The organism is uncultured Odoribacter sp., assembly GCF_937966165.1.
Lineage (GTDB): Bacteria > Bacteroidota > Bacteroidia > Bacteroidales > Marinifilaceae > Culturomica.
Window position 1 is genome coordinate 60,946 of record NZ_CALCLB010000022.1, and the last position, 20,567, is coordinate 81,512.

The 20,567-nt window shown below is 40.9% G+C and carries 17 protein-coding genes, 2 tRNA genes and 1 pseudogene; 7 read left to right on the forward strand and 13 right to left on the reverse strand.

The features are described from left to right. Window positions 1–211 precede the first annotated feature (211 nt). A complete protein-coding gene (locus Q0465_RS09930; RefSeq protein WP_298615708.1) occupies window positions 212–1,462 on the forward strand; it encodes an aminotransferase class I/II-fold pyridoxal phosphate-dependent enzyme in 1,251 nt (416 codons plus the stop codon). Window positions 1,463–1,622: 160 nt separating this feature from the next. Here Q0465_RS09930 and Q0465_RS09935 read toward each other — a convergent pair whose 3' ends face one another. The 7 genes from Q0465_RS09935 to Q0465_RS09965 all read right to left on the reverse strand — a co-directional run bounded on the left by Q0465_RS09935 (window position 1,623) and on the right by Q0465_RS09965 (window position 8,403). Then, window positions 1,623–3,395 (reverse strand): glycoside hydrolase domain-containing protein, encoded by a 1,773-nt coding sequence (locus tag Q0465_RS09935; protein ID WP_298615710.1) that lies wholly within the window; start codon window positions 3,393–3,395, stop codon window positions 1,623–1,625. Window positions 3,396–3,453: 58 nt separating this feature from the next. Continuing rightward, entirely contained in the window at window positions 3,454–4,254 is an 801-nt protein-coding gene (locus tag Q0465_RS09940) for a M48 family metallopeptidase (RefSeq protein ID WP_298615711.1), read from the reverse strand. Between the two features lie 236 nt (window positions 4,255–4,490). Beyond that, complete coding sequence (gene queA / locus Q0465_RS09945; RefSeq protein ID WP_298615713.1) at window positions 4,491–5,540, reverse strand: tRNA preQ1(34) S-adenosylmethionine ribosyltransferase-isomerase QueA; 1,050 nt, start codon at window positions 5,538–5,540, stop codon at window positions 4,491–4,493. A 105-nt stretch (window positions 5,541–5,645) separates the two neighbouring features. Continuing rightward, the gene (gene truB / locus Q0465_RS09950; RefSeq protein ID WP_298615715.1) at window positions 5,646–6,347 is read right to left on the reverse strand and encodes a tRNA pseudouridine(55) synthase TruB; all 702 of its coding nucleotides are present in this window, start codon (window positions 6,345–6,347) and stop codon (window positions 5,646–5,648) included. A gap of 29 nt (window positions 6,348–6,376) precedes the next feature. Continuing rightward, a complete protein-coding gene (locus Q0465_RS09955; protein WP_298615718.1) occupies window positions 6,377–7,165 on the reverse strand; it encodes an undecaprenyl-diphosphate phosphatase in 789 nt (262 codons plus the stop codon). A 69-nt stretch (window positions 7,166–7,234) separates the two neighbouring features. Continuing rightward, complete coding sequence (locus Q0465_RS09960) at window positions 7,235–7,507, reverse strand: DUF3098 domain-containing protein (protein ID WP_298615720.1); 273 nt, start codon at window positions 7,505–7,507, stop codon at window positions 7,235–7,237. A gap of 26 nt (window positions 7,508–7,533) precedes the next feature. Next, window positions 7,534–8,403, reverse strand: a complete 870-nt coding sequence (locus tag Q0465_RS09965; protein WP_298615722.1) for an ABC transporter permease — start codon at window positions 8,401–8,403, stop codon at window positions 7,534–7,536. 358 nt (window positions 8,404–8,761) lie between these two features. Here Q0465_RS09965 and Q0465_RS09970 point away from each other — a divergent pair. The 4 genes from Q0465_RS09970 to Q0465_RS09985 all read left to right on the forward strand — a co-directional run bounded on the left by Q0465_RS09970 (window position 8,762) and on the right by Q0465_RS09985 (window position 9,852). Next, window positions 8,762–8,834, forward strand: a tRNA-Gly gene (locus Q0465_RS09970). Window positions 8,835–8,849: 15 nt separating this feature from the next. Next, window positions 8,850–8,934: transfer RNA gene (locus Q0465_RS09975), tRNA-Leu, on the forward strand. Window positions 8,935–9,193: 259 nt separating this feature from the next. Further along, complete coding sequence (locus Q0465_RS09980) at window positions 9,194–9,601, forward strand: HsmA family protein (protein ID WP_298615724.1); 408 nt, start codon at window positions 9,194–9,196, stop codon at window positions 9,599–9,601. Between the two features lie 20 nt (window positions 9,602–9,621). Further along, window positions 9,622–9,852, forward strand: a complete 231-nt coding sequence (locus Q0465_RS09985; RefSeq protein ID WP_298615726.1) for a hypothetical protein — start codon at window positions 9,622–9,624, stop codon at window positions 9,850–9,852. A 40-nt stretch (window positions 9,853–9,892) separates the two neighbouring features. Here Q0465_RS09985 and Q0465_RS09990 read toward each other — a convergent pair whose 3' ends face one another. After that, window positions 9,893–10,438, reverse strand: coding sequence for a carboxymuconolactone decarboxylase family protein (locus Q0465_RS09990; RefSeq protein WP_298615728.1), 546 nt, complete (start codon window positions 10,436–10,438; stop codon window positions 9,893–9,895). 273 nt (window positions 10,439–10,711) lie between these two features. On the opposite strand from Q0465_RS09990, the gene Q0465_RS09995 reads away from it, so the two are divergent. Then, window positions 10,712–11,989: an anaerobic sulfatase maturase gene (locus Q0465_RS09995; RefSeq protein ID WP_298615730.1), complete on the forward strand. Its 1,278-nt coding sequence runs from the start codon at window positions 10,712–10,714 to the stop codon at window positions 11,987–11,989. A 2-nt stretch (window positions 11,990–11,991) separates the two neighbouring features. Beyond that, window positions 11,992–12,981, forward strand: coding sequence for an aldo/keto reductase (locus Q0465_RS10000; protein ID WP_298615732.1), 990 nt, complete (start codon window positions 11,992–11,994; stop codon window positions 12,979–12,981). A gap of 231 nt (window positions 12,982–13,212) precedes the next feature. Here Q0465_RS10000 and clpB read toward each other — a convergent pair whose 3' ends face one another. The 5 genes and pseudogenes from clpB to Q0465_RS10025 all read right to left on the reverse strand — a co-directional run. Next, complete coding sequence (gene clpB / locus Q0465_RS10005; RefSeq protein ID WP_298615733.1) at window positions 13,213–15,804, reverse strand: ATP-dependent chaperone ClpB; 2,592 nt, start codon at window positions 15,802–15,804, stop codon at window positions 13,213–13,215. Window positions 15,805–16,070: 266 nt separating this feature from the next. Further along, window positions 16,071–16,742, reverse strand: coding sequence for a DUF4159 domain-containing protein (locus Q0465_RS10010; protein WP_298615735.1), 672 nt, complete (start codon window positions 16,740–16,742; stop codon window positions 16,071–16,073). A gap of 111 nt (window positions 16,743–16,853) precedes the next feature. Next, window positions 16,854–17,567: a 16S rRNA (uracil(1498)-N(3))-methyltransferase gene (locus tag Q0465_RS10015; RefSeq protein ID WP_298615737.1), complete on the reverse strand. Its 714-nt coding sequence runs from the start codon at window positions 17,565–17,567 to the stop codon at window positions 16,854–16,856. 274 nt (window positions 17,568–17,841) lie between these two features. Then, on the reverse strand, window positions 17,842–19,998 hold the full coding sequence (locus Q0465_RS10020) for a translation factor GTPase family protein (protein ID WP_298615739.1): 2,157 nt from the start codon (window positions 19,996–19,998) through the stop codon (window positions 17,842–17,844). Between the two features lie 164 nt (window positions 19,999–20,162). Continuing rightward, window positions 20,163–20,504: pseudogene (locus Q0465_RS10025) on the reverse strand (sensor histidine kinase); the annotation flags it as partial. Window positions 20,505–20,567: the final 63 nt, after the last annotated feature.

Here is a 20,567-nt window from a genome sequence, read left to right on the forward strand (position 1 = left end):
ACAACAATTTCAGCTGAAAACTAAGAATTAAAAACTTAAAAATTGTTTTTTTAAGACATTTTCATTTCTGATAAAATTCCTTTTCCCCCTTTGATTTATTGTTTTTCGGGTCTCCTGCTATTTTTTAGTTTTTAGTTTTCCGCTTTTAGTTTTATTAATTACCTTTGCTTCAAATTTAATGATATTCTAAAAATTCCAAAATATTAAAGACGTGGACATTTTTGAAAGAGTAAAAAAACAGAAAGGAAATATCGGTCAATATGCAAAACAAGCCCATGGCTATTTTGCTTTCCCGAAATTAGAAGGGGAAATAGGTCCCCGGATGAAGTTCCGTGGTAGAGAAGTATTAAACTGGAGTCTGAATAATTATATTGGTCTGGCAAATGACCCGGAAGTAAGAAAGGCAGACGCAGAATATGCAGCCAAATGGGGCCTCGCTTATCCGATGGGAGCCCGTATGATGAGCGGGCAGACTTCCCGGCACGAATATCTGGAATCTCAGCTCGCTGATTTCGTAGGTAAGCCGGATGCTTTTCTGTTGAATTTCGGTTATCAGGGAATGATTTCTATTATCGATGCCATGACAAGCCGTTACGACTGCATTGTATACGATGCAGAATCTCATGCTTGTATTATGGATGGTTTACGGCTTTCCCCGGCAAAACGTTTTGTATACGTACACAACGATATCCCGAGTCTCCGTAAACAACTGGAAAGAGCAACCAAATGGGTAGAAACGACAGGAGGAGGCATCCTGGTCATTACCGAAGGAGTTTTCGGTATGGCAGGCGATTTGGGTAAACTGGATGAAATTACCGCTTTAAAAGAAACGTTCAATTTCCGTTTATTAGTAGACGATGCACATGGATTCGGAACCATGGGACCGACGGGAGCCGGCACAGGAGAACACTTCGGGGTACAGGACAAAATAGACCTTTACTTCGGTACTTTTGCCAAAGCGATGGCCGGTTTTGGAGCGTTCATCGCTACAGAAGAAGAAATTTGCATGTATCTCCGTTATAATATGCGTTCCCAGACTTTTGCAAAATCCCTGACCATGCCTATGGTAGAAGGAGCTATTAAACGACTGGAACTGCTGAAGACACAACCTGAACGCCGCGAAAAATTATGGCAGATTGCACATGCCTTACAATCCGGACTGAAAGAAGACGGACTGAATATCGGAAACACCAATTCCATGGTTACTCCCGTTTACCTTTCCGGAAGTGTGGCAGAAGGCATGCAGGTAGCTACCGATTTGAGAGAAAACTATAATCTTTTCTGCTCCATTGTTGTCTACCCGGTTATTCCCAAAGGACAGTTGTTATTACGTTTGATCCCAACGGCAACACATACGCTTGAAGATGTCAAATACACCATTAAAGCCTTTAAAAACGTCGCAGAGAAATTAGCCAAAGGCGAATATAATAAGGAAACGCTGGTGGATGCAAATAATTTGTAATTCGTTCCGGCCAGCTGAATAACGTTTATATCCGATCAGGCCAGCATAAAAATTCGCTGATGGAAGAACTGAAGATACTTTCATCAGCGAATTATTTTTTCCGAAAGGTTTCCTTTTTCAGGCAAACTCTCTTCCGGACATTCGTATTTTTATCCTATCTTTATTGTTCATTCAATACCTGACGGATATCATGAAGCATTTCTGCAGCCGGGTATTCAGGTAAGCGTTCAATTTGAAAGTCCGCTAATATTTTTTCGATCCGTTTTAAACCGGTTTCATTTTTCTTTTCTCTGTACGCTTCCTTCAATATCCGGATTTTTTCAAAATCCTGTATTCCTTCTATCAATCGTTCCATACGTATAGAAGAGCGTCCTCCGGGGTAAACCAAGTAACAATCTCCTCCTCCAAAAGCCCGGAAACGGGAATCTGTCAGTGGATTTTTAGTCCAGCTATTATAAGCCCAGCGTAAATATCCCCCAAATCCTTTGGCTGCTGCAAACCACCCCAGCCAAGCAGCTTCTGCCGGAGGAGAGAAAGTAAATGTATTGGGATAGGATTCAACACAGCAAGTATAAAAAGTACTCCGTTTACCACTTTTATTCCTTTCCCGTAATACTTCTTCCGGAAATACCTGAGCAGAGGCCAAACTGTAATCGAATATATCGGCCTCGATATCCGGATGATAATTTCCTGCTAAAGCAATTTTAAAAGCCGGATCCGCTTCCCTTATTATCCGGATCGCTTTTTGCATGACGTCCATGGGACGCTCGTCCATAGCAATAGTCGTTATTTCAAACCAGCCTTTCTCTTTCAAATGCCGGGCAAAATCTGCCAAAAAAGGCTGCCAATAGGCAATGTATTCCGGACTTCCCACATCAGCCCGAATGACTTGAAAAGAGTCAGAAGCCTGATCAAAATACCGGAAGGAAAGATCCCAGGGAATCATGGTATAACAATTGATCTGTTGGTTTATTCCCAATTTCATCATAAAATCCACCCATTTGTCGAATACGGCATAGTCATAGATCCATTTCCCTTCCAACGTCTTTATGCGCATGACCATAGATTCAAAATAATCTTCGGTTTGCCCTCCCCAGGGTTTATGCATTATACTAGCTGTTATTATCTTTTGACCGGCATCAGCTAATATCTGCATTACAGGACGCATGGCCTCCAAATGTTCATCACTCCAGGGAGCCAATCCATAAAAACGGGCTACGGCATAAGGATTCTGCCATAAATCCAGCCGGAAAGACCAATCTTCAGGTGCAGGTAACTGTCTGGAAAGTACCTTTATCTCTAATGTCAAAGGAGCCATTTCCTTTTGGTTAAATGTCAGTTTTCCCCGGTAAACACCTGGTTTTGCATCCGCCGGAACCCTTATAGTCACCCAAAGCGGACGCACACTATTCGCTTCGATAAATTCGATTTTATTCCGGTCAATGGCATCGGCTACCAAAGAAGAATCAAACAAAGTCCTGTCAGGCCGATGTCCACAAGTTCCTCTTTTATTTTTATTCAGTTCATCCGTCATTACATAGCGGACAAAACCAGCGCTTAACTGTTGAGCCGGAATCTTCTTTCCCCCAGTAGCCTCTAAATCACTTACCGAAATCTCTACCTGCTCCAGCTCCTTTAATGTCCGGATAAAAGCCTGTGCATTTATCCTTTCCCCCCGCCAGGCTGTTCCTTTCCATAGAGAACGTCTCCCTGAAGGCTGGGGGATTTCAACCTTAGCGTAGCGTACATCTGTAGATCCCCAACTGACAAAAACAGAGTCTTTCAAACGGCTCCATTCCTCCTGATCTGCCTTTCTTCCGTCCGACAGTTCTTCATAACCGGGCTGCCAGCTGAATTCCTGAGCAATCCCTGAAAGCGGCCACAGAACAAATCCTGATAAACATCCTAAAACAATAAAAAACACCTTTTTCATCTTCTTTACAATTTAGCACATCCCTTCCTCCATCCTTTCCTATTAAAAGTTAAATATACTATTTTTTATAATATTTCATAGCTTCCGGAATTTCAGCTTTCAAATCGGCGATCCGCCGGGTATCAGAAGGGTGGGTAGAAACAAATTCCGGGACTCTCTGACCTGAGGAAGCGGCAGCCATACGTGTCCAAAAATCGACAGCCTCCTGAGGGTTATAACCTGCAATGGCCATAAAAATCAATCCCAGACGATCTGCTTCACTTTCGTGTTTTCGGGAAAAGGGAAGCACGACTCCGTAATTAGTTCCCAATCCGATAGCGGTTCCCAGCAACTGCTGAGTAGTCTCCGGTTTATCCTTTAAAGCATAGGCTGCAGCTGTACTTCCGGCTTGTACCAGCATCTGCTGACTCATGCGTTCATTCCCGTGCCGGGCAATCGCATGAGCGATCTCATGCCCCATCACCACAGCAATTCCGGCATCTGTTTTACATACTGGCAAAATTCCTTCGTAAAATACAACTTTCCCTCCCGGCATACACCAAGCATTTACTTCTTTACCTTGCACCAAATTAAATTCCCAGTTGAACCCTTCAATTCGCGACTCCAACCCCTGAGATCTCAAATAGGTCTCCACCGCCTGAGCTATTCTCTTCCCAACATTTTTTACCCGTTGCGTATTTCTGACATCCGTAGACAATTTATTTTCCTTTAAAAAATCCTGATAGGAAGTCAGGCTCATTTGCATAATCTCACCTTCCGGGTAAATTAAAAGCTGCTTACGACCCGTTATCGGAACAGTTGCACATTGTTGGAAAAAATATATTAAAAACAATATAAAAAAAATCTTTATTCCTTTCATAAGTTCCCCTGTTTATATAATGTCTCCCTTTTTCTTTTACTTGCGGGATACACCGAAAGTTTCAAAGATTTATAAAACATTTATTCCGACCTCTGCAAAAGCAAATAATTTTATAGACACGAAAAAAGGTTGCCTAAAATACTTGACAACCTCTCATTCTATCAGCCAAACCAAAAAATACTTTCTTTTAGGGATACCTCTTTCTTTACTTACGGAAAAGAAATACCGGCTAAAAATCAAATAATTAACATGGCATCCCCATACGTACCAAATCTATATTTCTCTTTTACGGCAACATCATAAGCTTTCATAACATTTTCATATCCTCCGAAAGCAGCGACCATCATCAATAAAGTAGAATAAGGCAAATGGAAATTTGAAACAAATGCATCCGGTACACTGAAATCATAAGGAGGAAAAATGAATTTATTCGTCCATCCCTCAAATTCAGTCAAACGTCCCTTGGTCGTCACACAACTTTCCAGTGTCCTGACGACAGTAGTACCCACAGCACAAACTTTCCGCTTTTCATCTTTTGCTTCATTGACAATTTTTACTGTTTCCGGAGTTACAATAATCTGTTCCGAATCCATTTTATGCTTGGTCAGATCTTCCACGTCCACTTCCCTGAAATTGCCCAACCCAACGTGCAAAGTCAAAAAGGCAAAATTAATACCTCTGATTTCCATTCGCTTCATCAATTCCCGGCTGAAATGAAGACCGGCAGTAGGTGCTGCTACAGCCCCTTCATTTTTAGCAAATATCGTCTGATAATTCTGAGCATCTTCCGGCCCTACTTTCCGGTTAATAAATTTAGGCAGAGGAGTTTCACCTAAATCGTATAAAATCTTTTTGAACTCATCGTAATCTCCGTCAAATAAAAACCTCAATGTACGGCCCCGGGAAGTCGTATTGTCAATTACCTCTGCAACCAAACTGTCGTCTTCCCCGAAATATAATTTATTTCCAATTCTAATTTTCCGGGCCGGGTCCACCAATACATCCCAAATACGTAAATCCTTATTCAGTTCCCTCAGTAAAAAAACTTCTATTTCCGCTCCGGTTTTTTCTTTATTTCCATAAAGCCGAGCCGGAAAAACCTTTGTATCGTTAAATACAAATACATCTTTCTCCTCAAAGTAGTCGATAATATCCCTGAAGATCTTATGTTCAATCTGCCCCGTCTTTTTATTCAGCACCATCAAACGGCATTCGTCCCGGTTAGGAGTCGGATGCAAGGCAATTAAATCAGAAGGTAATTTATATTTAAACTTCGATAACTTCATATCTTCAATTTTATATTAACCATAAGTATCCACACAGTGAAACACTTGGAACACTATTTCTCCTTATTTTAAAGAAACGCCCAAGTCCAAAATAAGTTGCGCAAGTTAGCCTTTTTCTTGCAAAAAAGCAATCAAATCATCCATTTTATTTGCCCTTTCCACCCGAAACTCTCCTATTTTCATACGTCTCAAACCCGACAAATAAGCACCACTCCCACAAGCTTTTCCAATGTCATGTGCCAGAGAACGGATATAGGTACCTTTCCCGCACACAATACGAAGTTCTACGTAGGGAAGTTCAAATTTTACCACTTCTATCTCTTTGATATAAACATTCCGGGGTAACATTTCCGGTCCTTTCCCTTTACGTGCCTTTTCATAAGCCCTTACGCCATCTACTCTTACTGCCGAATAGACAGGAGGGATCTGTTGAATTTCCCCAGTAAACTGCAAAAGTATTTTTTCGAAGGAATCCCGCGTAATATGCTTCCAGGGGTATCTTGTATCGATCTCTGTTTCCAAATCAAAAGAAGGGGTAGTAGCTCCTAAACAAATCTGAGCCAAATATTCTTTTTGCTGCCCCATATAACTTTCAATTTGTTTTGTCCACTTCCCGATACATACGATAACCAAACCTGTAGCCAAGGGGTCCAAGGTACCGGCATGTCCCACCTTCAATTTTCCGTATTTCCTTCGTAAACACCACCGAATCTTGTTCACAACATCAAAAGAGGTCCATTTCAGCGGTTTATCCACTAAAACCAAAGCACCTTCCTCAAATATCCCTTCTTCCTTAAATAAAATCATATTTCATTCCGTCGAATTATACCTTCGGCCTATTCAATGATCAGGATAATCACGCCTACGACCAAACAATAAACAGCAAACCAGATCAATTTCCCTTTTTTCACCAGATTCAACATCCAGCTGCAAGCAATATAACCTGAAATAAAAGCAGAAAGGAATCCCACGGTTAAAACCAAAGCAGAAATTCCGCTTTGCCCATGAGAAAAATCACCTTTCATCAAATCCAGTAAAGCTTCTCCCAAAATAGGCACCAATACCATCAAAAAAGAAAACTTAGCCACATTCTCTTTATTATTACCCAGTAATATTCCTGTAGCTATCGTAGATCCCGAACGAGACAAACCCGGGATTACCGCACAAGCCTGTGCCAAACCGATAATAAACGCATCTTTAAAAGATATTTTCGTCTTTACCCGGGGCTTGGCATAATAAGCAAAAGCTAACAGTACAGCTGTTACCAATAAGGCTCCTCCTACAACAGTTAAACCTGAACCAAAAAGAGCCTCGACATAATCCTTAAAACAAAAGCCTACAATCCCGACTGGAATCATGGACACAACAATTTTCGCAATATAGATTGTTTCTTCATTCCACTTAAAGCGGAATAAACCGGCCAATAAGTCAGCAATCTCTTTACGTAAAACAACAATAGTACTGCAGACAGTAGCCGCATGTACGACTACAGCAAAAGTAAGGTTCTCTCCTCCTTGAATTCCAAAAATCGCATTAAAAATTTGAAGATGTCCGGAACTACTAACCGGCAAAAATTCTGTAAGGCCTTGGATAAGCCCCAACACCATAGCTTCTAACCAATCCATATCTGTTCGAAATTAAAATAGGGAACCGTATAAATCCTCCCCTTTCCGTTTAAACGATCCATTCATTTTTTAACAGTCTTCCTTTTTCCCCCGGGGATTACGCATAATCGCCCAAAAGACAAAACCAAAACCGCCTAATACCACGATAGGAGCCAAAGTGATTCTCCTAAAACTAAATATATCGTAATTAAATTGATTCGGATCCTCGCTTCCTCCCCCCATCATCAATATAAAACCTAAAATAATAATTCCGAAACCGATTAATATCATTTTATAATTCCCTGCAGGTATCGGGAAACCGGCTTTTTTTACCGGTTCTTTCAAATTGCTATTTTTCGCCATATTTTTATTTCTATTTTATATACATTTCAGACGCGGTAAAGATCGTTCAAATCCTTGTTCAAATAAGTGACAACAGATAACCAGGAAGAGAAAAAAGAAAGTAAAATACCTGTAATAAATACAAATACCACCATAATGACCAAAATCTGATTATTCAGTATATTAATTACACTTCCTACTTCCTTCTGTAAAAAATAAACGGAGGACAACAAAATGATATTCGCAAACATACTCCCGAAAAAGCCAAACCATACCCCGTCCCGGATAAAAGGCTTACAGATAAAAAAAGGCTTTGCTCCGACCAATTGCATTGTCTTTATCAAAAAACGCTGCGAATAAACCGATAAATGAATGGTATTCCGGATCAACGTGAAGGAGATCAGAACCAATACGGCCCCTGCAATCAAAAGGATAAAACTAATCCTGCGAATATTTTCGTTAATATATTGAACCAAAGATTTCTGGTAAGAAACTTCCTGAACCACTTCATAAGCCGAAAGACTTTTTTCTAAAACAGCCAAAGAATCATTATTGGCATAAAGGGGATTAAGCTTTATTTCAATAGAAGGTAAAAGCGGATTATAGCCCAAAACTTGTTCAAAATCCTCTCCCAGTTCCATTTTAAAATTACGAGCAGCTTCTTCTTTACTGATAAAGACTGAAGACACAACAAAAGGTTTGGTATCCAGAATTTTCTGCATTTTTTTTATCTCTGCCTCATTGACGTTGTCTTTCACAATAACAGAGAAACCTATGTTTTGCTTCACATGATCGGAAATGAATTTTGCATTTAACAGAATAAATACCAAAATTCCTACAACGACTAACACCAGAGCAATGCTCAAGGTAGATACGAAATAGGATCCTACAACTCTTCTGCTTTTTTTCCCGCTCATTTTATTTCTTCTTAAAAATCTGACAAATATAATAATAATCTCATCGTCATACAATAATTTAAACACGATCCAACTTATAAATATCTTTTCGTTTTTAAATTTTCCCCTTCTTTTTCAATTTCTTCCCGGAGGTTTTAAAATATTTTTTATGATTTTATTTGTACAAACTAAAAAACACTTTATATTTGCAGTCGCTAAAGAAAAAAGTTCTTTCCCATATTTGTTCCCTTCCCATAAAATTAAAGGAAGATACTGAAATGCGAAAATAGCTCAGTTGGTAGAGCACGACCTTGCCCGAAAGGATGAATAAAACCGACCTTGGCAAGGTAATGTTACAGAAACTGAATTTCATTGAAATGCGAAAATAGCTCAGTTGGTAGAGCACGACCTTGCCAAGGTCGGGGTCGCGGGTTCGAGTCCCGTTTTTCGCTCTCTCGCAAGAGGATGCTCGAGTGGTGGAATCGGTAGACACGCAGGACTTAAAATCCTGTGGCCATTGCGGCTGTGCGGGTTCAAGTCCCGCCTCGAGTACAGAATTAACTCAATTAAACCCTGTAAATTTTTGATTTACAGGGTTTTTCTTTGATCCCTAGATTCATTTTTACATCACATTGTAATTTACATCCCGGGGAACAACCGGAATGAATAATAAGCCGGGAAATCCGGACACGCCTGTTTTCCAAAAGATATTCTCCTGCAGCAAAGAGTACAAAACCTGTCTTTTACACCGTTCAGGAAAACTAAATTTATTCCCTTTCGTAATAGAATATCTGAACAAAAACCTAAAAAGATGCATTTTACGCCCTACGAAAATCATTTTCTAATTCTTGCCATCGTCATCATTTCAATGGCATTAGTTTTCTATTCTATCGGAGTGTGGAGCGAACGGATTCAAGGGCGGCTGAAAGGATGGCATGTCGTTACATTTGGTTTGGGATTGGCCTGTGATTTCATCGGAACCTCTTTTATGGCCAGATTAGTACGTCTGACCGGCCATGATGACAAATTACATGCTATAATGGGGATTATCGCTATTATTCTGATGTCTATACATGCGATATGGGCCTTCTGGACTTTCTGGAAAGGATCTGCAAACGCCAAACACAATTTCAGCCGTTTCAGTATTTTCGTTTGGTGTATCTGGCTCATTCCTTATTTTATCGGAATGTATCTGGGGATGAGTTCTCAAATGGAATAAAATGGCTTTAAAAACAAGATATGAAAAAAAGAGGAATTCAAATAATGACCACCTTATTACTGGCAGACTTTATCGCCCTGTCCGTAACGGGCTTATGGATGAGATTCGGCCGGATAACAGATAACCTCCAACAAACACATGCCATATTGGGTATGTTTTTTATATTACTGGTCTTCTATCACTGGCATTTATTTTTAACCCTCTATTTTCACTTATGGGGGAAAAATAGCCGGAAACAAACGGGAGCATAAACGCGCTCCTTTCTTTTTCACAAACAGGTTTTAAACGGATTTAGCTTTCATTCTCAAATACAGGAGCTTCGGGAAAATCGATTTTATTATGAGTAATATTATTGACAAAATTAGTCACCATTATCTGAGAAATTAATAATATCAAATCTACCAGATTCTCATTTTTGTAGCCGGCTGAATAAAAATTTTTCAGGTTTTCTTCTCCGATTTTGCCACGTTTCTCCACAATTTCCCGGGTTAAAACTGACAGTACATTCAACCGGGGATCGAATGTCACCTTACCTTTGCGGATTTCTACAATCTGCTCTTCTGTAAACCCAATCGCTTTTGCCATAAAGGTATGGGCACTGAGGCAATAAAGACATTCATTCACCTGACTGGTTGCCAAATAAATCGTTTCAGCTTCTTTATCTGTCAGGGAAGTTTTTTCCCGGGTAAAATGCAAATAACTTTTCAAAGCAACCGGAGAATAAGCTATAAAAGCATATACGTTGGGAATAAATCCAAAAGCCATTTTCAACTCATTCAAAATACGCTGATTTTGTTCGGGTATTTTTTCATCTGAAGGTATACTAAATCTGTCCATAATTTTTATCCTCAATTTTCAAATCTTCCCTTATTTTTCATTTACGCTGATTTTCGCAGAAAGTTATTTATTTCACAAAACTCTCTTCTCTTTAGGTCTATTTAAAAAAATATCCGACCGGACCTGAAACATTTCGAAAAAAGTTCTCGTTTGATTTTCTGTAATTCGCAACTAAACTAACCTAATCTGATAACACAATTTCATAAAGAATCTTGTGTCCCTCCTTGCCTCTGGCAAGGAGTTTTTTATTACTTTTGGACAAATTATCGGTGCATGAATACAGACAGGCGACAAACAGCTTCCTTTTTATTTGAACAAGAACGTGAAAAAGTCCAACGGAGCTTTTCAGTGATGGTGAAATGCATTGGTCCGGTCTGCAACCTGGACTGCGACTATTGTTATTACCTCGAAAAAAATGCGCTCTATCCGGATAAAAAACTCAGTCGGATCAGCTTCCGCATGAATGAGCAAGTACTGGAAAAGCTTGTCCGCGATTTCATAGCCTCTCAACCTCAGAAACGGATTGAATTTATTTGGCATGGAGGAGAACCTACTTTATTAGGAATAGATTTTTTTCAAAATATCGTTGCCCTCCAACAGCAATATGCGAACGGAAAAGAAATCGCCAACTCTTTTCAAACTAACGGTACATTAATCAATGAAGAATGGGCTGAATTTTTAGCCAAACACCATTTCCTTTGCGGCTTATCGTTAGACGGACCCCAAAAATTCCACGACAACCACCGGCGTTTTGTAAATGGACAAGGTTCCTGGGAAAAAGTTATGAAATGTGCAAAATTGTTCCGGGAATACGGCGTGGAATTTAATATCATGACGGTCGTAAATGCTTCCAATAGTAAACAACCTGCATTGATATACGAATTTCTAAAAAGTACGGGAAGTCATTTTCTGCAATTCACCCCGATTGCAGAAAGGATTGCCCTGGATGAAAATGCGCCTTTGTCTGTCGTCAGTAATACCTATTCCAAGGCAACAGCTATTATGCAGGAAAATGTAAGTGCCGTAGATTGGGGAAATTTCCTTTGCCGCATTTTCGATTTATGGGTGAAAAAAGACGTAGGAAAGTATTTTATCAATTATTTCGACAATACCCTGGCTGCTTATGTCGGTCAGTCTCCTTCCCTCTGTTCAATGGCCCCTTTCTGCGGCTGTTCGCCTGCTATTGAGCACAACGGGGATGTGTATTGTTGTGACCATTTCGTTTTTCCAGAAAATCGGATCGGTAACATCATGGATTCAGCCCTAGCCGAAATGGTAAAAAGCGATCAACAACTTTTCTTTGAACAACGGAAGCAGGATTCGCTTTCTGCCCAATGCCGTGCCTGTGAATTTCTAGCGATTTGCGGAGGGGACTGCCCCAAAAACCGATTTATAAAAAACGAAGCAGGAGAATATATTTCCTGCCTTTGCCAAGGATTTCAACTGTTTTTCCGGCATACTCAAAAACAGTTTGAATTTATGGCCAACGAACTCCGGCAACAACGTCCTCCTGCCAATATTATGAAAAAATTAAAAAATAACATCCGATAGACATGGAAATTTATAAAGCCAGCCCAAACAGATATCAGCCTATGCCTTACCGCCGTTGCGGCCAAAGTGGCTTGTTCCTCCCAGCCCTATCTTTGGGACTCTGGCATAATTTCGGAGAAACAGACGGGTTTGACAAATCCAGTGAAATCCTTTATACCGCTTTCGACCACGGAATCACTCATTTCGACCTGGCAAATAATTACGGTCCCCCTCCCGGATCAGCCGAGGAAAATTTTGGACGAATTTTAAAAAAAGGCCTGAAACCTTACCGGGACGAAATCATTATATCGACCAAGGCCGGACATGAAATGTGGGCCGGTCCTTACGGCCAAGGGGGAAGCCGGAAACATCTCATGGCCAGCATCGACCAAAGCCTGAAACGAATGGGCCTGGATTATGTGGATATCTTTTACTCCCACCGTCCCGATCCGGACACACCGCTTGAAGAAACAATGGGAGCCCTTTCCGATATCGTTAAGCAAGGGAAAGCTCTTTATACAGGACTTTCCAAATACAATACCACTCAAACTCAGCAAGCAGTGGCTTTGCTAAAAGAAGCAGGCACCCCTTGTCTGCTCCATCAGGACCGGTATTCACTATTCGACCGGCAGGTAGAAGACGGACTTTTGGAAACCATACATAATCTTCACCTAGGCATGATCGCTTTCTCCCCTCTGGCTCAAGGATTACTGAGCAACCGTTATCTTCAGGGAATCAGCCCCGACTCCCGGGCTGCCAAATCTACGGGATTTCTGCAAAAAGAACAAGTGACAGAAACCGTTCTTGCCAAAGTACGTAAACTAAACGCAATCGCTCAAGGACGCGGACAAACACTGGCCGAAATGGCTTTAGCCTGGCTACTCCGCAACGATAAAGTGAGCAGTGTTATCATTGGAGTCAGTTCCGTAGAGCAATTACAGAACAATCTGAAAGCCATAGAAAATACTGTTTTTTCCGAAACCGAACTGGAATCCATACGGCAAATCCTTTAACCCAAAAGCAAGGGGATGTCAAATATTTACAGACATCCCCTTTTCCGTTTTTACTACTTATTTCAAATGTTTAAATGTTCAAAAGATAGAAGGTATGCTTTTGCCGGAGACTGATGAAGGGAAAACCTAATCCTTCCTACACCTCTTCACCCAAACCGGAGTTTGTTCATGCGTGAACCGCTGGCGAAGATTATCCGGTACAACTTTCTTTTTCCTTTATACATTTAACGATCATTTATTCTGGAAAACAATCTCGTCATTCTTCACATCTATGACGATATGATTATCCTTAGATACTTTTTCGGCCAATATCTGTTTTGACAAATCATTCAGTAGAGTACGCTGTATCACCCGTTTTACCGGACGGGCACCAAACTGGGGATCATACCCTTCCTTAGCAATCCATTCGACTGCTTTATCGGTGACTTCCAATACAATACCATTATCGGCCAGCATTTTGTTGACGTTATTGATTTGCAGCCGGACAATATCCACGATTTCATTTTTCTGCAAGGGAGTAAACATAATCACCTCGTCAATCCGGTTGAGAAATTCCGGACGAATGGTTTGCTTCAACAATTCATATACTTCGGCATTGGTTTTTTCCAATATTTCATCCCGGTTCTTTTCATTCAAATCCTTCAGTTTTTCCTGAATGATATGTGCCCCAATATTCGAAGTCATAATAATAATCGTATTTTTAAAATCGACTACCCGTCCTTTATTGTCCGTCAAACGTCCATCGTCCAATACTTGTAAGAGGATGTTAAACACATCCGGATGGGCTTTTTCGATTTCGTCCAGCAGGATGACAGAATACGGTTTACGCCTTACGGCTTCTGTCAACTGTCCTCCTTCATCATATCCTACATATCCCGGAGGAGCTCCGATTAAGCGAGAGACGGAATGCCTCTCCTGATATTCTGACATATCGATACGGGTCATCTGACTTTCATCGTCAAATAAAAACTCAGCCAACGCTTTTGCCAGTTCGGTTTTTCCAACCCCCGTCGTTCCCAGGAAAATAAAAGATCCGATCGGCCGTTTAGCATCCTGCAATCCTGCCCGGTTACGCCTTACGGCATCAGCCAAAGCTGCGATAGCAACCTCCTGCCCAACAACCCTCCTGTGCAATTCTTTTTCCAAAGAGAGCAGTTTTTGCCGTTCACTTTGCATCATCCGGTTGACCGGTATGCCGGTCCACTTCGATACGACCGTAGCTATATCGTCAGCTGTCACCTCTTCCCGGATCAAGGATTCTCCATTCTTCATATTGGCTAACTTTTGCTTTACTTCTTCTATACGGCTCTCCGCTTCCTTGATTTTTCCGTAACGCAATTCAGCTACTTTTCCGTAATCCCCGTCCCGTTCTGCCCGTGTGGCCTCAAATTTATATTGCTCTATCGCATCTTTATTTTTCTGTATTTCATCGATCAGCGAACGTTCCGACTCCCATTGGGCTCTTAACTTCGTCCGTTCTTCGTTCAGATCTGCCAGTTCTTTTTTAATATCGTCCAGCTTCTTACTGCTTCCTTCCCGTTTTAATGCTTCCTTTTCAATTTGTAGTTGCTGGATCTTCCGGTCCAGCTCATCTATCTCCTCCGGTACAGAATTCATCTCCAGCCGTAAACGGGCAGCCGCTTCATCAACCAAATCAATGGCCTTGTCGGGCAAAAAACGATCGGAAATATAACGATGAGACAATTCTACCGAAGCGATAATTGCATCATCCGTGATCCTTACTTTATGATGATTTTCATACCTTTCCTTCAACCCCCTCATGATACTGATTGCACTCATCACATCCGGCTCATCTATCATCACTTTCTGAAACCGGCGTTCCAAAGCCTTATCCTGCTCAAAATACTTCTGATATTCATTCAGGGTTGTAGCTCCTATAGCCCTCAGATCTCCACGGGCTAAAGCCGGTTTCAGGATATTGGCAGCATCCATTGCTCCGTCCGATTTTCCTGCTCCGACCAATGTGTGAATCTCATCAATAAATAATATAATTTCCCCTTCCGAAGAAATTACCTCGTTTACGACAGCCTTCAATCTTTCCTCAAATTCTCCTTTATACTTTGCCCCCGCAATTAACGCCCCCATATCCAAAGAATAGATTTGCTTGGAAGCCAGATTGGAAGGTACATCCCCATTTACAATCCGCTGGGCCAACCCTTCTGCAATTGCCGTTTTTCCAACCCCCGGTTCCCCAATTAATATGGGATTATTCTTTGTACGCCTGGAAAGTATTTGTAATACTCTCCGGATTTCATCGTCCCTTCCGATAACCGGATCCAATTTCCCATTCCTAGCCCTCTCATTCAAATTAATAGCAAACCTTCCCAAAGAATCGTAGGTCGACTCTGCCGACTGAGAATTGACTTTCGAACCCTTCCGTAACTCCCCGATAGCCGCCTTGGTTTCTTTTTCCGTCATTCCGCTATCCTTCATCAACTGGGCAACCTGATCTTTCCCATCTAAAAGCCCTAATAAGATATGCTCCAAAGAAATGTATTGATCTCCCATTTCTTTAGCAAAACGGGCGGCCTTTTCCAATACTTTATTAGCATCAGAGGAAAGATAAACCTCTCCACCGGATACCCGGGGATAAGTATCGACAATCCGGTCCAAAGCCGCCAGCAAATTATTACGATTAACCCCTAGTTTATTGAAAATAAAATGGGTTACATTTTCCCCCACTTCGACAACCGCTTTCAACAGATGACCCGTCTCTATTGCTTGTTGTCCTTTTGACTGTGCAAGCTGCACCGCTTTTTGTAATGCTTCCTGCGATTTAATTGTATAATTATCTGTATTCATAATTCCGTGCTCCTTTCTGTTGCAGCCAGAGTACAAAACTTATACCGAATCCTTTCTTAAAATGTTTCAAAGAATTTTTTACAGTTATACAGACAATTTGACAGAGAATCCTTCTCAAATAATGTCAAAATGACTTATTTTATCTTTTTATAAGAAAAGTTTTTCGTCTTTTTTTTCAGGAGGACGTTCCGGAAACAAACCCTACACCAAAATCCGGAATTCCTTATTTATCCCGGGGATTGCCCGGATCTACGGAAAGTATAATGTCACAGGCATTGGTTTTGAAATACATAACTGAGAATATTGGCCTCTATTTTCAGAATTTCTTCCGGAACAATCTGTAAACTGATCATTTCTGTATTTTTAAACTGTTCTGTTTCCCTTTCAAAACTTTCACAGCATACACATAAGCGATCTTCTGTCGTAATCCCCCAAACCGGTAAATCTTTTTTATAAAACTGCTGTAAATAAGGAAAATCTTCCGGAAATTTATATTTCTGGTTAAAAATCGGATGATCCCCTTCTATTTTCACTTTTTTCGCTTCAGGAAATATTTGATTTATTTCTGAAAAAAAATCAGCTTTTCTTACTTCCGGAACATGAATCTGCAGAAAACCTCCGGCAGCTGTATATTCCCGGAGATTTTGCTTTTCTGCTTCGGTTAAGATTAATACCTGTGCACCATCCATATATACAAAAGGATACTGAAAAATAGCCTGATCCGCAGGTTCTACCCCTACGGGACAACGGGCAAAATCAGTATTCAGGTTCTTATTACTAAACGAAATCCGGTCCATCCAGTTCTTCTTTACATTTTCCTGTCCGATCCCCTTATATTTTAATAAAGCAATTTTCTGCTTCGTTTTCTGTCCCCATATCCATCGGGGTATAAGCATAAACAAAGCAATTATCAGCAGTATTTTTAAAATATCCTCCATGTTTCAAAAATAGAAAGATTGTTTTTATCCTAACAATGACATTCCCTGGACTTTTACTGACGTGAGCATTTTTTCTGTTCATAATGCTCCTGTTTTTCTTTCAGGCCCCACTTATATATCCTCTTGTTCATTGAGAAAATTTATACTGTGGCAAGCGACAATAGCAGCTGTTTCCGTCCGCAAACGACTAGGCCCTAATGTTACAGGTATAAATCCATATTTTAGGGCTTCAGCCACTTCTTCTTCCGAAAAATCTCCTTCCGGACCAATCAAGACAATGGCTTCTTCTCCTCTCCCGTATACTTCATCCAGGCGTTTTTTAGGACCCGGATGACAATGAGCTATAAACTTTTGTTTCCCTGCACAATTTGTGATAAATTGCTGAAAACCTGTCATCGGATGAAGCAGCGGAAGGTAAGCTTTCAACGACTGTTTCATCGCCGCTATAATGACTTTTTCCAAACGTTCCTCTTTCACTGTCTTCCGTTCCGAATGAACAGATTCTATCAGGCTAAATTCATCTGTTCCGATTTCCGTGCATTTTTCCAATAACCATTCTGTGCGCTCGATATTTTTCGTCGGGGCTACCGCCAGATGAAAACGGAATTTCCGCTTTCCATAATGAGGCGTAGTATTTATGATTTTTACCTGACACCCTTTCACATCTGCTATTGTAATAATTCCCGAATAAAATCCCCCCTTTCCATCCACTAAAATAACAGAATCCCCTGTTTCCAAACGCAATACTTTTATACAATGTTTCGATTCTTCAGGACTCAACCGGTAAATTTCCCCTTCAATGCCGGGGGTATAAAATAAATGCATATTTTCCTTTAGTTACAAACAGACTTTATTTTTTTTCCGGACCGGTTCTTCCTCACAGCGACCTTTATTTCGCTCAAAACGATCCTCTTCTTTGGTTCATCCAAACAGACAGTTTATATATTTATTCCAGAGTAGATGCACTGAAGCTGCGCACAAAGGTATAAATAAAAACAAAATTAAAAACAGAAATCCGGAGCGTCTCTCTCCAAACCATTAGCAATCTCCCGGAAACTCCAAAAAAAATGCCGCTTCAAAGCGGCATTTTCTGAAACGTTTATTCGTCCTCTTCTTCCTCGTGGTAAGACTTCAGAAGTTCCTCCTGAATTTCAGCAGGCACTTTTTCGTAACCGGCAAACTTCATTCCAAATGTAGCACGTCCTCCGGTAATAGAACTCAATGCTGTAGAATAACGCTGCATTTCTTTCAAAGGTACTTTAGCTATAATCTTCTGAAAACCGCTATCCGCATCCATACCCATAATCACGGCCCGCCGGGTTTGCAGGTCACTCATCACATCTCCCATGTCTTCCTCCGGGACCAGTACTTCCACATCGTAAATAGGCTCCAATACTTTCGGGGCGGCATTCTTAAAAGCTTCGCTAAAAGCATGTCTTCCTGCCAAACGGAAAGATATTTCATTTGAGTCAACCGGATGCATCTTCCCATCATAGATACATACCCTTATATCCCGGGCATAAGACCCGGTGAGGGGACCTTCTTCCATCTTCTCCATGATTCCCTTTAAAATAGCCGGCATAAAACGGGCTTCGATCACTCCTCCTACAATACAATTGTAAAATATCAGTTTACCTCCCCAAGGCAGATCATATTCTTCTTTCCCCTTGACCGACATTTTACTGTCCACCCCTCCGATTTTATAGGAAGTCGGATCCGGCATTCCTTCCATATAGGGTTCGATCACCATATGGACTTCTCCGAACTGACCGGCTCCTCCGGATTGCTTCTTATGGCGGTAGTCAGCCTGAGCATATTTTGTAATGGTTTCCCGGTAAGGGATTTTTGGAGCGATAAATTCTATGGGCAATTTATCATTATGTTCAATACGCCATTTCATTGTATTCAAATGAAATTCTCCTTGTCCTGACAAAATCAGCTGTTTTAACTCCTTAGAATATTCCACCAATAAGGAAGGATCTTCCTCATGCATACGATTTAAAACCTCTGCGACCTTTTCATCGTCATTTTTATTGACAGCTTTTACGGCTGTACGGAAACGGGGTTCCGGATATTTAAAACCAGGGAATTGATAATCACAGTCCTTTTCATTCAAAGTATCCCCGTTTTTCGTATTTTTCAGCTTCACAGTAGCCCCGATATCCCCTGCCCGCATTTCGGTTACTTTTGTCCTGTTTTTTCCTGCAGCAGCAAATATCTGAGAAAAACGTTCTTTTGTATTATTCGTCATATTCGTGAGATCGTCTCCTTCTTTTAAAGCCCCTGACATAACTTTAAAGTAGTTAATTTCTCCCAAATGAGGCTCTATGGAGGTAGCAAAAATAAACACGGAAGCCGGCCCTGCATCATCATAAGGAATCAGGCGTCCGTCAACGGTCTCTGTCCCCGGCATTACGGCAGCACTGGGGGCAACATTCACTAAAAATTCCATAAACCGCCGTACGCACATATCTTTCTCTGCAGAAACACAGAAAACAGGAAACATATCCCGTGCAATTAAACCAGCCCGGATTCCGGCACGCATCTCGTCTTCCGTCAAACTTCCCTTCTCGAAATACAATTCCATCAATTTCTCATCATTCTCAGCTGCAGCTTCAATCAATGCATTGTGCAATTCATCCGCTTTTTCCTTTTCTGAATCCGGAATAGGTAATACTTCCGGTTTTCCTCCTTCCGGTTTCCATTTATACATCTCCATCTTCAAAACATCCACGACCATATTAAAATCAAGACCCGGATTGACCGGATATTGTATCTGTACGACTTTTTTACCGAAAGACGCCCGGGCATGCTCAATCGTCTGCTCAAAATTGGCTTTTTCATGATCCAGCTGATTGACCACAAAAATCAAAGGCTTATTCATCCGCTTTGCATGACGACTTACAATTTCTGTCCCGACTTCGACTCCCTTTACAGCATTTACTACCATAACCGCTGTATCTGCAACTTCCAGCGCAGAGATAACGCCTCCGACAAAATCATCAGCCCCCGGAGTATCAATAAAATTTAACTTCTGGTCTTTCCATTCTGCATATAAAACAGCCGGAAATACCGAAGAACCATACTCCTGTTCTACGGGCCGGTAATCAGAGGAGGTATTTTTAGCACTTACGCTACCTCTGCGCGGGATGACCCCGCCCTCATACATCATCGCTTCGGCTAGTGTGGTCTTACCGGAACCAGCACTGCCCACGAGTGCGATATTTTTAATCTCGTTAGGACTGTAGGTTTTCATGGTAAAAAATTTTAAGTTATTATAATTTTACGTTTCAAACGTTTTAAAACGGTTCACAAATTAAACACAATTTTTGAAAAAAACAAGAAAGCAAAGGCTTATAAACGACAGAAGGCCGCACACATTATGCAACCTTCTGAATTTTAACACAAAACTTACGAACCCTAACGGATAGGAAAGGTAATCGTAAACCGGCTTCCCTTCCCGACCTCACTTTCCAAGCGAATCATCCCCCGTGAGCTTCCATAAAATCTTTAGAAATAGCTAACCCCTATCCACTTCCCTGTACCAAGGTACCCGGCACACGGAAATACCGTTCAAAATACTTTGGTGATAATAGGGATCAATCCCTTTTCCAAAATCCTGTACATTAATGTCCACTTTTCAAGCCTCTTGCTTTGCATCTACTATAATTCGTGAATTTTCTTTAGAATAAGGAATCGCATTGGACAATAAGCCAGTCTATACATTACCTAAAATTTCTGTATCCATTTTTTGATTTTTTGATTTCAGAGGACCGGTTGTTCAGATAAAAACGCAAATACATCTTTCTGAACGGCTAAAATTCT

What these genes read in the sequence shown, in the direction of transcription:
- Q0465_RS09935 (WP_298615710.1), bottom strand. Translation starts at nt 3,395, where the DNA reads ATGAAAAAGGTGTTTTTTATTGTTTTAGGATGTTTATCAGGATTTGTT.
- Q0465_RS09940 (WP_298615711.1), bottom strand. Translation starts at nt 4,254, where the DNA reads ATGAAAGGAATAAAGATTTTTTTTATATTGTTTTTAATATATTTTTTC.
- queA (WP_298615713.1), bottom strand. Translation starts at nt 5,540, where the DNA reads ATGAAGTTATCGAAGTTTAAATATAAATTACCTTCTGATTTAATTGCC.
- truB (WP_298615715.1), bottom strand. Translation starts at nt 6,347, where the DNA reads ATGATTTTATTTAAGGAAGAAGGGATATTTGAGGAAGGTGCTTTGGTT.
- Q0465_RS09955 (WP_298615718.1), bottom strand. Translation starts at nt 7,165, where the DNA reads ATGGATTGGTTAGAAGCTATGGTGTTGGGGCTTATCCAAGGCCTTACA.
- Q0465_RS09960 (WP_298615720.1), bottom strand. Translation starts at nt 7,507, where the DNA reads ATGGCGAAAAATAGCAATTTGAAAGAACCGGTAAAAAAAGCCGGTTTC.
- Q0465_RS09965 (WP_298615722.1), bottom strand. Translation starts at nt 8,403, where the DNA reads ATGAGCGGGAAAAAAAGCAGAAGAGTTGTAGGATCCTATTTCGTATCT.
- Q0465_RS09980 (WP_298615724.1), top strand. Translation starts at nt 9,194, where the DNA reads ATGCATTTTACGCCCTACGAAAATCATTTTCTAATTCTTGCCATCGTC.
- Q0465_RS09985 (WP_298615726.1), top strand. Translation starts at nt 9,622, where the DNA reads ATGAAAAAAAGAGGAATTCAAATAATGACCACCTTATTACTGGCAGAC.
- Q0465_RS09990 (WP_298615728.1), bottom strand. Translation starts at nt 10,438, where the DNA reads ATGGACAGATTTAGTATACCTTCAGATGAAAAAATACCCGAACAAAAT.
- Q0465_RS09995 (WP_298615730.1), top strand. Translation starts at nt 10,712, where the DNA reads ATGAATACAGACAGGCGACAAACAGCTTCCTTTTTATTTGAACAAGAA.
- Q0465_RS10000 (WP_298615732.1), top strand. Translation starts at nt 11,992, where the DNA reads ATGGAAATTTATAAAGCCAGCCCAAACAGATATCAGCCTATGCCTTAC.
- clpB (WP_298615733.1), bottom strand. Translation starts at nt 15,804, where the DNA reads ATGAATACAGATAATTATACAATTAAATCGCAGGAAGCATTACAAAAA.
- Q0465_RS10010 (WP_298615735.1), bottom strand. Translation starts at nt 16,742, where the DNA reads ATGGAGGATATTTTAAAAATACTGCTGATAATTGCTTTGTTTATGCTT.
- Q0465_RS10015 (WP_298615737.1), bottom strand. Translation starts at nt 17,567, where the DNA reads ATGCATTTATTTTATACCCCCGGCATTGAAGGGGAAATTTACCGGTTG.
- Q0465_RS10020 (WP_298615739.1), bottom strand. Translation starts at nt 19,998, where the DNA reads ATGAAAACCTACAGTCCTAACGAGATTAAAAATATCGCACTCGTGGGC.